Origin of the sequence: Pseudomonas frederiksbergensis, assembly GCF_003732705.1 — a bacterium.
Lineage (GTDB): Bacteria > Pseudomonadota > Gammaproteobacteria > Pseudomonadales > Pseudomonadaceae > Aquipseudomonas > Aquipseudomonas frederiksbergensis_F.
In genome coordinates, this window is record NZ_MOBR01000001.1 from 50157 (window position 1) to 62524 (window position 12368).

Here is a 12368-nt window from a genome sequence, read left to right on the forward strand (position 1 = left end):
TCCCGGGCCGTCAGCCGCGAGAACTCTTTGTGGCTTTTTTCGCCGGGGTCGGTTTGGCGGCGGCTTTGCGCGGCTTGGCCGCCGGTTTGCTGGCTGCCTTGCCACCGAGGCTGCGCTTGAGCAGTTCGGTCAGGTCAATGACATCCGCCGTTTTACGTTCCTCTTCGCCGGTGGTGCTCTCGACGTCCTCGATTTTGCCTTCGTGGGCCTTTTTCTCCACCAGGGCCATGATCTTGTCTTCGAAGCTGTCGCGGTAATCCTCGGGTTTCCAGTCGGCGCTCATGTCTTCCACCAGGCGCTTGGCCATCTCCAGCTCTCCTTTAGCCAGTTCGGGTTTGGTCACTTCACTGCCCAGGGCCAATTCATCCAGGCTGCGCACTTCCGCCGGCCAACGCAGCATCACCAGCACCATCGCCGATTCCAGCGGCATCAGCGCTGCCAAATGCTGGCGGGTATGCAGCACGACATGGGCAAGGGCGACCTTGTTGGTTTTGCTCAGGGTTTCACGCAAAAGTGCGTAGACCTTGCCACCGCGTTTGTCCGGCGCCAAGTAATAGGGTGTGTCGATGTTTTGCAGCGGGATCTGCTCGCTGTCGACAAAGGCGAAGATGTCGATGGTCTGGGTCGACAGTGGGTGCGCCGAGCGGATTTCCTCTTCGCTGAGCACCACGTAGCGACCCTTTTCGTAGGCGACGCCTTTGACGATATGTTCCTTGGTGACTTCCTTGCCGGTGACCTTGTTGACGCGTTTGTAGCCCACCGGGTCCATGCTGCGGCTGTCGAGCCAGTCGAAATCCACCCCTTGGGATGAGGTTGCCGACACCAGTGCCACAGGGATGTGCACCAAGCCAAAACTGATTGCGCCTTTCCAGATTGCTCGGGCCATCGTCGTCTACTCGCAAGTGATGATCAGGTGACCTGCGGCCCGGCGCAAAAGTTTCAGCGGCTTTCGCCCAGGCCCTGCGGGGGGATCAGCGGTGCGGCAAACGGGTGTTACATCTGTGAAGGAGGTTTCAGTTAACAAATCCGAACGTCGGGCGTAGCGTGGCATCGAAGACTCTATTCCCGCATTCGTAGAGAGGCTCCCCATGAATCGATTTTTGCTCGGCAGCACCGTGTTGGCCTTGAGCGCATTGCTCGGCCAGGCGGCCCTGGCCCAGAGCCCGACGGGCAGCAGCAACAACAATCCCTACAACAGCCCGATTCACCGGGCCAACCCCAACAGCATGCAAGGCACGCAGCCAGCCACCCGGCAGCCCACATTCGTCCCCGTGCCGCGTCCACCCACCCTGGAAAACGGCGGGATTGGCAACCGCTATCCGCAGAACAAACCGGCACCGAGCACACCACCCAAATTCATTCCAAACCCACCACCCCGGGACTCGGACAGCAGCAACCGTTGAACGGCAGGATTGATTCTGTCAGCCATTCGAACGACAAAAGGAAGCGTGCATGTTGCGTAAAACCCTCCTGGCCACCTTCTGCGCCAGCGTATTGATCACCGCCGCGGCGCCTGTTTTCGCGGCGCCCACCCAGGAACTGAAAAGCGAACAAGGCACCCTTGAGGTCACGCCGATTACCAAGGGCCTGGAACACCCGTGGGCCCTGGCATTTCTGCCGGATCGCCAAGGCATGCTGGTAACCGAGCGGCCGGGAAACCTGCGAGTGGTCAGCGTCGATGGCAAACGTTCCGCGCCCATCAGCGGCGTACCCAAGGTCTGGGCCAAGGGGCAGGGCGGTTTACTCGATGTGGTGCTGTCGCCGGACTTCAAGCAGGACCGCACGGTCTATCTGTCCTACGCCGAGGGCGGTGGCGAGGGCGACAAGGCCGGGACTGCGGTCGGCCGCGGGCACTTGTCCGAAGACCTGACGACCCTCAAGGATTTCAAAGTGATCTTCCGCCAGGAGCCGAAGCTTTCAGTGGGCAATCATTTCGGTTCGCGGCTGGTGTTTGACCGGGACGGCTATCTGTTCATCACCCTTGGCGAAAACAACGACCGCATGACCGCCCAGGATCTCGACAAGCTGCAAGGCAAAGTCGTGCGGATCTACCCGGACGGCAAGGTGCCGGACGATAACCCCTTTGTCGGTCAGGCCGGCGTGCGTCCGGAGATCTGGTCCTACGGGCATCGCAACCCGCAGGGGCTGGCGCTCAATCCGTGGAGCGGGACGATTTGGGAAAACGAGCATGGCCCGAAGGGCGGCGATGAGATCAACGTGATCGAGCGCGGGAAGAATTATGGTTGGCCACTGGCAACCAACGGCATCAACTATTCCGGCCAGCCAATCCCGGAAGCCAAGGGCAAGACCGCCGAAGGCACCGTGCCGCCACACCATGTCTGGGAAGTCTCTCCGGCCATCAGCGGCATGGCGTTCTACGACGCCGATCGTTTCAAGCCATGGCAACACAACGTGTTTATCGGGGCGCTGGCCAGCCAGGAACTGATCCGGTTGCAGTTCGAGGGTGACAAAGTGGTGCATGAAGAGCGGTTGATGGGCGAGTTGAAGGCGCGGATCCGCGATGTGCGGCAGGGGCCGGACGGGTATTTGTATGTGCTGACGGATGAGGAGGATGGGACGCTTTACAAGGTTGGCCTGAAGTAAAGTCTCTGCGCTGATCGTTCCCACGCTCCGCGCGGGAATGCAGCCCGGGACGCTCCGCGTCCCAAAGCGTGACGCGGAGCGTCACAAGAGGCATTCCCACGCAGGAGCGTGGGAACGATCAGGTCCGGGCATACAGGACAACCGCAGCCCGGAGCTTCCCCCGCCCAAAACTGCACATCTTCTCAAACTCCCCATGACTCACCGGCAAATGCTGGCAATCCATGGGCTGTCGATGCTGGCTGTGATCCACATCCGGGTCGTGCAGGTAGACAAACTCTTCATCACAATCCGTAACCATCACCCAATGTGGCGCCTTGGAGCGGGTCAGGCGGTAACTGCTGATCAGCACCAGCGGCTGACCACCATCCCCCAGCAGCGTCGGCAGATCCAGCGTTCCGCCGATCACCCGCTCCACATCGGTGTCCTGCAACTGCGCGGTGAACTCCTCATGGACCAAACGCATTACGTCCTTTTTATGCTCATCGCGCACACCATCGAGAAACAACGGCCCCGCCATGCTCAGTTGCAATCTCACGTGAAACCCGCGGCGCCATGCCGCCAACGCCAGGCCTTGGGGACTGCAACCGCCGTGGCCCGAGGTCATGAACACGGTGGTCGCCTCGCGCCAGATTTGCAGTTCTTCACGCCGCTCCAGCAGTCGACCTTGTTGCAATGCGCCCATAGCCATCAGCAAACAGGCCGGGCCGCAGGTGAAGTCAGTGGTCTGGCGATACCAGGGCACCTGGATGTTGCGCGAATCGCGGTGCTGGAGGATGCGCTTCTCCAGTCGCAGCGCGTCGGCGTGATCCTCGTAGTAGTCATGAATCAGCGCGAACCGCCGGTAACCGTTGCGCTCATACAGGGCAATCGCCGCCGGGTTGTCGGTGCGCACTTCCAGCCGCAGGTAGGCGCAATCGTGCTCAAGGGCGCAGGCCTCGACCCGCTCCAGCAACTGCTTGCCCAAGCCATTGCCACGGGCCTCGACGGCGATGGCTATCGAATACAGCCGCGCCAGGGACGTGCCGCGATGGAATAACACCACCGCATAACCGACCAGTTGCTCCCCGTGTTGGGCGACCAACAACTGCCCGTGAGCGCGCGTGATCATCCACTGAAAACTGCGACTGGTAAGCCGATCCGTGGTGAAGCATTGCTCTTCGAGTGTGAGCAGCGCCGGTAAGTCTTCAACTGCCGCCAAGCGAAAGACAGGACTCATATGACCACCGTAAAAGTTGCGTAACGAAACGGGACTTTCGAAAAAGTTCGTGCTTAATAGGAAAGGTCTTGTTCTCCAACGGATCAATCACTATGTCAGCGGTACAAGGTCATTGGCGCGAAGTATCCGAGCAAACTTTGCCGGCGGCAACTTATTTAAATGACGCGGTTAGAACTTCCAGCCAGTTGATTATCATCGTCGAACGCAAGGAAGACTGGGCGTCCTACTTTCCCAGTGAAGACATCGTCACGGCCCAGGAATACCTGGAACAAACCCGCGACAACGAGCAGGGCAAACGGGTCCAGGTGATCAACCTGTGCCGCAGCTACAAGTACCTGGGGCACGGTTATTACTGCTCGCTGCTGGCCGAAGCCCGGGGGCACAAGGTCATTCCGTCGGTGCGTACCATCAGCGAACTGACACGTAAATCCCTTTACGGTTTAGCGCTTGACGATCTGGATAAGCCGCTGGAAAAAGCCCTCAGTAATCATCTTTACAGCGACACTGAAGGCTTTACGCTAACCCTTTATTTTGGCAAGACTAATATCGAGCCCTTGCAGGATCTGGCACGACAGTTATTTGAAGTGTTTCCGTGTCCGATTTTGTTAGTTGAGTTTCGACGAACTAATGGATGGCACATTGAAGGTGTAAAGTCCGGTGCCTTGCATAAGTTGCGCGAAGATCAGGAAGACCAGTTCGCCAACTCCCTGGACAGTTTCAGTCGCAAAATCTGGCGTGTGCCGCGCTCCCGCCGTTTGGCCCGTTATGACCTGGCCATCCTGCATGATCCGCAAGAAGCGCTGCCGCCGTCTAACGCCAAAGCGTTGGACAACTTCGTCCGGGTCGGCAAAACCCTGGGCATCGACGTCGAGCTGATCGAGCGCAAAGACTACGCCCGTATCGCCGAATACGACGGGCTGCTGATTCGCGAGACCACCAGCGTCGACAACCACACTTACCGTTTCGCCAAGAAAGCCGAGAGCGAAGGGCTGGTGGTGATGGACGACCCGACGTCGATCTTGCGCTGTACCAACAAGGTCTACCTGACCGATCTGCTGAAAAGCCACCAGTTGGGCATGCCCGCCACCGAAATTCTCTACAAGGAACGACCGGAAGACTTCGAGCGGGTTGGCGAACGGTTGGGCTTTCCGCTGGTGTTGAAGATCCCGGACGGCTGTTTCTCCCGGGGCGTGATCAAGGTCGAAAGCCAGCAAGCCTTGCTTGAAGCCACCGCCGAACTGTTCGAACACTCGGTGCTGTTGCTGGCTCAGGAGTTTTTCTACACCGAGTACGACTGGCGCATCGGCGTGCTCAACCGCAAACCGATCTTTGCCTGCCAGTACTTCATGTCCAAGGGCCATTGGCAGATCTACAACCACAAAGCCAAGGGCCAGGACATCAACGGCGAATGTCGCACGTTGGCGGTTCACGAAGCGCCGCGCGCGGTGGTGGAACTGGCCGTGAAGACCGCCAACCTGATCGGCGACGGCCTCTACGGCGTCGACCTCAAGCAGTCCGGCGACAAAGTGGTGGTGATCGAGGTCAACGACAACCCGAACATGGACGCCGGCATCGAAGACGCCTATTTGCAGGACGATTTGTACTCGCTGGTACTGGAAGAGTTCGTCCGCCGCCTCGAGCTCAAGCGCCGCGGCCAGGCCTGGTGAGCGGCCGATGATCAAGAGCTTTCAACTGACCCACGGCGTCCTGCATACCGTCGACCGGCTGGACGCCGAAGTGATGCTGTTCAGCAACCCCGATGCCGCCGAGCGGGACCTGCTGCACAGCCATTTCAAACTCGATGAGCACGCCCTGGCCTCGGCGCTGGACCCCGACGAGGTATCGCGCATCGAGTTTCACCCCGACAACCTGTTCCTGATCTGGAAACGTCCGGAAAACTATTCCGGCGCCGGCAGCCTGGCGTTTGAGGTGTCGTCCTGCGGCCTGCTGTTCTCCCCCGGCCGCTTGCTGGTGATCGCCACCGACGACTCGCCGCTGCATGGCCTCGGCACTCGGCAGCGGCTCAACACACCGCTGGATGTGTTGCTGGATTTGTTGTTCAACAACATCCATCACTACCTGGGCCATTTGAAGGTGATCAAACTGGTTGCCCGGGAGTTGCAGCAGAAATTCAACGCCTCGATGGAAAACCAGCACCTGATCCAGATGTTCAACCTCAGTGAGAGCCTGATCTATTACATCAATGCGATCCACAGCAACGGCGCGGTGCTGACCCGACTGCGCAACCACGCGGAAAAGGAACACTTCAGCGCGCAAGCCATCGGCCTGATCGACGACCTGATCATCGAAAACAACCAGTGTTACAAACAGGCGGAAATCTACTCCACGGTGTTCTCCGGGCTGATCGACGCCCGGGGCAACCTGATGAACAACAGCATGAACAACCTGCTGCGCAAACTGACGCTGATCAACGTGGTGTTTTTGCCGTTGAACCTGATTGCGAGCATTGGCGGCATGTCCGAGTTCAGCATGATGACGGCGGGGACGCCTTGGTGGATTTCTTATCCGTTGTTTTTGACGGCGATGATGTTGGGGGCGGGGGTGATGGTGTTGGGGCTCAGGCGGTTGGCCAAGTGATTTTTGGGTGACTGTCAGGCCGCCTTCGCGAGCAGGCTCGCTCCCACACTGGATCTGTGGCGTTCACAAGACTCCCTGTGGGAGCGAGCCTGCTCGCGAAAGCAATTTCAAAATCTCAGTTAGTCCTGGATCAAACCTGTTGGCTTGCATCGACAAGCGCTTTACGGTTTTGAACCCCCCGAACCACCAAGTACAACAAAGGCCCCACCGACACGAAAATGGCCGTGAGCAAAAGATACGGAATCACCGACAACCCCGTCCGCCCACGCTGGCGAGCATCCCGGTACATCCACACCCCCGCCAGCGTCGCCAGCAGATAAAGATCAATCACCACCTGCGCCGTATCCGGTTGCGACATCAGGCTGATGCCGAATTCGATCAACGACTGTTCCGCCTGCACCATCACCGAAACGGTGTAGCCGGCAAACGCGATCAGGGCAATGAGGGGCAGGGCGACAGACTTCATGGTTTCCTTCCTTGGGGACAATGAGCAGAGTCGCCAGCCTACAGAGGCCAGAGAAAATTGACCATTGACTTGCCCTCGGCGCCCGGCTAATTTCCAGCCATGACTTCCACCGTATTGCGCTGCCAGCCAAGCATTATTACCGCCATTCCTTATTTGGCGGGCTAGCTCACGACTGCAGCACCCAACCCGCCCTAGAGGCGGGTTTTTACTTTCTGTCTCCTGGGTCTTGAATCGAAACACATCCGGCGTAGACGCTGCCGGACGTGTACAACAGGAGATGTGCATGAACAGCACTGCCGCCCAACAAAGTTTGCTTGAGCACTACGTGAAAAAGATCCTCGCCGCGCCGGTGTATGAGCTGGCGGTGCGTACACCGCTGCAGCTAGCGCCTGGGTTGTCCGAGGCGCTGGGCAATCAGATCTTGCTCAAACGAGAAGACCTGCAACCGACCTTTTCCTTCAAGATCCGCGGCGCCTACAACAAACTGGTACAGCTCAGCGCTGAGCAAAAGGCTCGTGGCGTGATCACTGCTTCAGCCGGGAATCACGCCCAGGGCGTGGCGCACGCGGCCCGTCAGTTGGGGATCGCCGCGACCATCGTCATGCCCTGCACGACGCCGGAGTTGAAGGTGTTGGGCGTGCGAAGTCGGGGCGCCGAGGCGGTGCTGCATGGCGAGAGTTTTCCGTTTGCCCTGGAATATGCACTTAGGCTGGCAGAGCAAACCGGTCGCACCTTTGTCTCGCCGTTCGACGATCCGGACGTGATCGCCGGGCAGGGCACCGTCGCCATGGAAATTCTGCGCCAGCACCAAGGCCCGCTAGACTCCATCTTCGTCCCGGTGGGCGGCGGAGGTCTGATCGCCGGCATTGCCGCGTACGTCAAATACCTGCGCCCTGAAGTGCGCATCATCGGCGTCGAGTCGGAGCATTCCGCGTGCCTGCAAGCGGCAATGCAGGCGGGTGAGCGGGTGACCCTGCCCAATGTAGGCAACTTCGCCGATGGCGTAGCAGTCGCGCAAATCGGCGCTTATGGTTTCGAAGTCTGCCGGTTTTGTGTCGACGACGTGATCACCGTCAGCAACGACGAACTCTGTGCCGCGATCAAGAACATCTACGACGACACTCGCTCGATCACCGAACCTTCCGGCGCATTGGCCGTGGCCGGGATCAAGAAGTACGTGGCCCAAAAAGGCGTCCTGGGACGGACGTTTGTAGCCATCGATTCGGGCGCCAATATCAATTTCGACAGTTTGCGTCATGTTGCCGAGCGCGCCGCTGTTTGCAGCGCCCCAGTGTTAGCGAATGTCAGCGCAACATCGGGCGCAGGAACGTGCGCTCGTAGCTGACGATGAACTTCTTCTCCACCAGCGAGGCCACCAGCGCGGTACTTTCCGGGTCGGTCATTGCGATATGCCGGTAGCTTTCGTAGTCCGCCAGCGAAGGAAAACTGAACAGGCAATACGCGATATTGCTCGCACCTTCGGAGGGCAGGAAATACCCGTGGTGCGTACCGCCCAAACGCTCGACGATCCCGAGCCAGGCCTGGGCGTAGGCTTCGAATTCGCTGAGCTGATAAGGGTCGATGACGTATTTGACGTGGCAGGTGATCAAAGGTCGGTTCCTAGGGTTAGGTGTAAACGCAATTCCCTGTGGGAGCGGGCTTGCTCGCGAAGGCGGCATGCCAGTCACCATCAATGTTGAATGTGAAGGCCTCTTCGCGAGCAAGCCCGCTCCCACAAGGGGATTTGTGGCAGGCTATTCCTGAACAGCCTTCTCAACCTTGCTCGACGCCGACCAGATCCGATAACGAACCTCAACATCCTTGGGCACATACAGCACGATCGGCAGCTTACTGTTATAGCGCAACATAAACCCGTCACCGACCACCGGCACAAAGTCCTTTTTAGTCTTGGTATCAGGGCAAGCCATCATCGTGCTCATCGGGCCAATCACCTTTTCAAGGCGATAGAACGGATAACCCCAACCCTCCAGATTCTTCTCTTCAAGTATCCCGCCCAAGCGCTGACGGTTGCAGTCCACGCTCAAGGTTTTGCCCGCCAGAACCTCGACTTGATAACTGTCTTCCTGAGTTTGCGGCGTCAGGTGAATGACCTGGCGCGTGAAACCGCTCTCGGCTTTGGGAAACGGCGCAATCTCTTCCAGTTTTGCCGCCTGTGCCGAGCACGACAATCCGGCAACTATCAGCCCGGCGGTAGTGATTAAGGTCAAAGAACCCATGATGCCTCCTTGCGTGTGAATGGGGTCAGCGGATACTGAAATATGGGGTAGCATTTTTTACTTCCATGCCCGACTAATGCAACCCCACGCCTGACACCCGCAAATTGCAGGGCTGTAACAGGCCTTTCTTGCAAATTGCATGAGAGCAATTTGATAGCGCCTTCACTAAGCCGTTGATTTGCCGACGAGGTGCAGAGCGAAATCCTGGGCATGTTTTATGCTGTAGCTGGTCTTAAGCTGGCCGACGATTCTAATGAGCCAGCGTTGCTACGAGAGAACGGTCACGTCATGGAGTGTTCAGACCCGCACGGACGATTAACGGGTTACTCCATCACCGACCGATATTTATGTTGATTGGCAGTCTCACATTAAGGAGAGGGTCGCCATGTTTCTATCTGCCTTGGAACTACGCAATATCATTGAAAGCAGCTTCTTGCCGAAGCGCTGTCAATGCACGCTATCGCCGGACCTGTCGATGACCGTAAAAGTCTACGCCGACACACATACCGATCAGCTCGATCTATTGGTGACCGGCATCAATGCTAAACGTTTGAATGGTTGTCGAGAAATCAACGACCTGATCGCCGAACTTCGCTCGGACATGCAGCACAGGGCGCAAGTCCAGCCGTTGCATCTGGACCGAAAAGCGCTTTAACCCGCTGTTTCAAGTTCTACCGACACGCGCCGGGCCTGGAAAAACCCCAGGCCCAGCGCCAGTTCGACCCCGACAGCCAGCAAAATCCCTGGCCCGGCATGGCCATTCAGCCATTCGCCGAAGCCCAGTGCCGCCAGCCCCCAACAGCCGACAATAAAACCATTGCTCAACGCACTTCGGGTGGCGGAGGGCGCTTCGTTGCGAACCAGATAAAACATCACCCCCAGCGCCGCGAACAATACTGCGCTACGCCGCGCGACCAACCCCGCCACTGACGAATATTCAATGTCCCAGATGGCCAGCAATCGATCCGGCAGCAAACCCCACACCAGCGCCAGCAGAAAACACAGTGCGGCGGTGAACGTCGACAACGTACGAAACGATAACTGCATGGCCAATCCTTTGCGGCAGTGAGGGAGGCACCGAGCATAGCGCCAGAACCCTCACAGGCAAACCGCAAAACGCCAAATCAGAACCTTCTGTCAGTTCTGATAACTGCACGCGTCAGACAATTTCCGATAGGTGATTTCCGAAGGCTTGCCCGAGACGCTATCGATGTACTTCATGTCCGCTGTGACCACTTTGCAGTCCGTAGTCGAAGGCTCGGTCAAGGCAACCACCTTCCCCACATGCAGCGGCATACCGTACTCGTACGGTTTAGCCTGGGAAGTTGAAGAGCTGGCGGCCTGGGCCAGACCAGTGAACGCGGTGCAGGCGAGGGCGGTGGTGATCAGCAGAGTGCGCATGTTCATGGAGGTTCTCCGGTGCAGGCTTGAAGTCAGCTCGACGTCAAAAGCGTCGAACCTGCCGCACTGGGCATCAGGAAAGCCTGAAGGCGTGCGGTCCCGTAAAGTTTTGGACCGCGGGGTTAAGCGATGGTTAACCCGGATGAATGCCACCGGTCGTGAAGGCATTTCTGACAGAGATTTCATGTGAGGAAAAAAACTGCGGGAGGTTAGGCGTGTTCCTACAAGCGCGGATGCCTTGTCTGCTTTCGGTATTGGGGGTGGAGCGATTACTGTTTGGCTTCGCTGCAAAATCAGCGAGCAGGTTTGGTCACCTGGTTAACACTGCACATATATGTGCCATCATTCGCGCTGTGGACTTCTACGTCTCGTAGTGCGTTGCAATGGTGGCTGTGTGCAGGACGCTTTCGAGCGAGCCGTTTTGAGTGTTAGCGGTTGACCAAGCCTGTGCACAGCCGCCTCCATCGTTTGGTCACGGTGCAGGCGATTACTAATGAATACTCGAGTAATTACTATGCCTACGATAAATCCTTTCCCTGATCGCTATCGCTCAATCAAAAGCAACGTCACCGACACGAACCCCATGGTCATCGACACCGAGGCCAATCCCCAAGACATTCTCGAAGCCGCCATGCAGCGAATTCGTGCCTCCAGTAATTTGCTGGAAACGTTGCATTGCCAGTGTTTTAGAGATGGTGATGTCCAGGACATTCCACATATCACCCATGCGCTGTATTTATTGACGCAGGATGGGTTTGATTTGCTGCAAGTCGCGCAGCAGCAGATGTTGGGGTGGAAGGCGCCGGTCTGATGATTTGACACTTCGAGCAGGCCGGGCTCCTAAGAGCTTGGCCTGTTCGGAAGAATAAATATTCGAGATGCTATTGGACTCACAATTTATCGGGGAAATACGACAGTGGTGGGTGTGTCGATTTCCATTCTTTGGATATTTGCTTTGCTTGTTCGATTTGTTCAGGAGTCAATTTTTCTGCGATTTCAGGAAGCATCTCCTTGGCGTATTTTTGTAGGCCGCCCCCACCATCAAGTTCAAGTAAAGTTGAAATTAACGCGTAAGCTTTTACTGGCTCATAAGGGAATCCGAGCTCTGAGGGGTTTTTAGAGAGATATGAGCCATAACCAAATACAGCACTCGCGTATCCAGACTCGGCAGCCTTTTCATACCAGACTCTGAGTGTTACATAGTCTTTTTTTGTCGCAAGTACTTCTACATACGTCATCATGCCTGGAGGGTAACCACCTTCGGCGGACGCTTTCATCAGGCGTTCTACTGTATCTGCTCTACTTGAGGGAAGAGCAAAAAAGCCTTTTCCGTCGCGGTATCCCATTCCTAGATAATATTGGGCGAATGCGTATCCTTTTTCTGCTGATTTTTCCAGCCACATGTCATCGCCAGTAAGGCGGAACATCAAGTACATCGCCTCTGCATTGCCTTTGACTGCTTCCGCGCCAGCACTGTCCAAAGCCAACTTTCTCCACTCGCTCGGTTCTTTTCGGCCTTGAGGACAATTGCCCATAGTGACGCAAAGGTCATTCGTATCCCCCGCAAGCCTTATCATTGAGTAGGTATCGCCCTGAAGTGCCGATGCTTCATAGGCGCTCAAAGCTTCAGACGTCATATATCTATTGTTTTTGCGTATTGCTTCGCCGAGATAATATTGGGCTTCGTGATCGCCAGCATCTGCAGAGATTTTAAGTAACGGTGTTGCGGAAATCGCTTTGAATTGATTGTAAAGTACGATGCCTTGCGTTTTTGCGGTTTGTTGCTCAGCAGTAAGCTCAGCGCCAAAACATGAAAGAGGGGCAATCATAAGAAGGACGCATAAAT

Annotated in this window: 14 protein-coding genes and 1 pseudogene; 7 read left to right on the forward strand and 8 right to left on the reverse strand. The window is 56.9% G+C overall.

The window, feature by feature from the left end:
• Positions 1 to 10: 10 nt before the first annotated feature.
• Positions 11 to 886, reverse strand: coding sequence for a non-homologous end joining protein Ku (gene ku / locus BK667_RS00250; protein ID WP_123596465.1), 876 nt, complete (start codon positions 884 to 886; stop codon positions 11 to 13).
• 202 nt (positions 887 to 1088) lie between these two features.
• On the opposite strand from ku, the gene BK667_RS00255 reads away from it, so the two are divergent.
• Both BK667_RS00255 and BK667_RS00260 read left to right on the forward strand, forming a co-directional pair.
• Positions 1089 to 1403 (forward strand): hypothetical protein, encoded by a 315-nt coding sequence (locus BK667_RS00255; protein WP_123596466.1) that lies wholly within the window; start codon positions 1089 to 1091, stop codon positions 1401 to 1403.
• Between the two features lie 49 nt (positions 1404 to 1452).
• Positions 1453 to 2604 carry a PQQ-dependent sugar dehydrogenase gene (locus BK667_RS00260; RefSeq protein ID WP_123596467.1) on the forward strand — a complete coding sequence of 384 codons (1152 nt, stop codon included), beginning with the start codon at positions 1453 to 1455 and terminating at the stop codon, positions 2602 to 2604.
• Positions 2605 to 2722: 118 nt separating this feature from the next.
• On the opposite strand, the gene rimI is transcribed toward BK667_RS00260, so the two are convergent.
• Entirely contained in the window at positions 2723 to 3820 is a 1098-nt protein-coding gene (rimI, locus tag BK667_RS00270) for a ribosomal protein S18-alanine N-acetyltransferase (RefSeq protein ID WP_123596468.1), read from the reverse strand.
• Positions 3821 to 3912: 92 nt separating this feature from the next.
• Between rimI and BK667_RS00275 the strand changes: the two genes are divergently transcribed.
• The gene (locus BK667_RS00275; RefSeq protein ID WP_123596469.1) at positions 3913 to 5487 is read left to right on the forward strand and encodes a RimK family ATP-grasp domain-containing protein; all 1575 of its coding nucleotides are present in this window, start codon (positions 3913 to 3915) and stop codon (positions 5485 to 5487) included.
• Between the two features lie 7 nt (positions 5488 to 5494).
• Complete coding sequence (locus tag BK667_RS00280) at positions 5495 to 6418, forward strand: magnesium transporter CorA family protein (protein ID WP_123596470.1); 924 nt, start codon at positions 5495 to 5497, stop codon at positions 6416 to 6418.
• A 130-nt stretch (positions 6419 to 6548) separates the two neighbouring features.
• On the opposite strand, the gene BK667_RS00285 is transcribed toward BK667_RS00280, so the two are convergent.
• Positions 6549 to 6884: a DUF2834 domain-containing protein gene (locus BK667_RS00285; protein ID WP_123596471.1), complete on the reverse strand. Its 336-nt coding sequence runs from the start codon at positions 6882 to 6884 to the stop codon at positions 6549 to 6551.
• A gap of 277 nt (positions 6885 to 7161) precedes the next feature.
• On the opposite strand from BK667_RS00285, the pseudogene ilvA reads away from it, so the two are divergent.
• A pseudogene (gene ilvA / locus BK667_RS00290) lies at positions 7162 to 8157 on the forward strand (threonine ammonia-lyase, biosynthetic); the annotation flags it as partial.
• Positions 8158 to 8188: 31 nt separating this feature from the next.
• On the opposite strand, the gene BK667_RS00295 reads toward ilvA, so the two are convergent.
• Both BK667_RS00295 and eco read right to left on the reverse strand, forming a co-directional pair.
• Complete coding sequence (locus BK667_RS00295; RefSeq protein ID WP_123509553.1) at positions 8189 to 8494, reverse strand: NIPSNAP family protein; 306 nt, start codon at positions 8492 to 8494, stop codon at positions 8189 to 8191.
• Between the two features lie 144 nt (positions 8495 to 8638).
• Positions 8639 to 9121 (reverse strand): serine protease inhibitor ecotin, encoded by a 483-nt coding sequence (eco, locus tag BK667_RS00305; protein WP_123596473.1) that lies wholly within the window; start codon positions 9119 to 9121, stop codon positions 8639 to 8641.
• A gap of 385 nt (positions 9122 to 9506) precedes the next feature.
• Here eco and BK667_RS00310 point away from each other — a divergent pair, with 385 nt between their 5' ends.
• Entirely contained in the window at positions 9507 to 9776 is a 270-nt protein-coding gene (locus BK667_RS00310; protein ID WP_123509552.1) for a DUF1652 domain-containing protein, read from the forward strand.
• Here BK667_RS00310 and BK667_RS00315 read toward each other — a convergent pair.
• Together BK667_RS00315 and BK667_RS00320 are read right to left on the reverse strand one after the other, a co-directional pair.
• Positions 9773 to 10168 carry a hypothetical protein gene (locus tag BK667_RS00315; RefSeq protein ID WP_123509551.1) on the reverse strand — a complete coding sequence of 132 codons (396 nt, stop codon included), beginning with the start codon at positions 10166 to 10168 and terminating at the stop codon, positions 9773 to 9775. The two genes, BK667_RS00310 and BK667_RS00315, sit on opposite strands and share 4 nt — an antisense overlap.
• A gap of 90 nt (positions 10169 to 10258) precedes the next feature.
• Positions 10259 to 10528, reverse strand: a complete 270-nt coding sequence (locus tag BK667_RS00320; protein WP_123509550.1) for a DUF2790 domain-containing protein — start codon at positions 10526 to 10528, stop codon at positions 10259 to 10261.
• A gap of 508 nt (positions 10529 to 11036) precedes the next feature.
• On the opposite strand from BK667_RS00320, the gene BK667_RS00330 reads away from it, so the two are divergent.
• Positions 11037 to 11333, forward strand: a complete 297-nt coding sequence (locus BK667_RS00330) for a hypothetical protein (protein ID WP_123509549.1) — start codon at positions 11037 to 11039, stop codon at positions 11331 to 11333.
• 79 nt (positions 11334 to 11412) lie between these two features.
• On the opposite strand, the gene BK667_RS00335 is transcribed toward BK667_RS00330, so the two are convergent.
• Positions 11413 to 12351: a tetratricopeptide repeat protein gene (locus BK667_RS00335; protein ID WP_259697812.1), complete on the reverse strand. Its 939-nt coding sequence runs from the start codon at positions 12349 to 12351 to the stop codon at positions 11413 to 11415.
• Between the last annotated feature and the right edge of the window lie 17 nt (positions 12352 to 12368).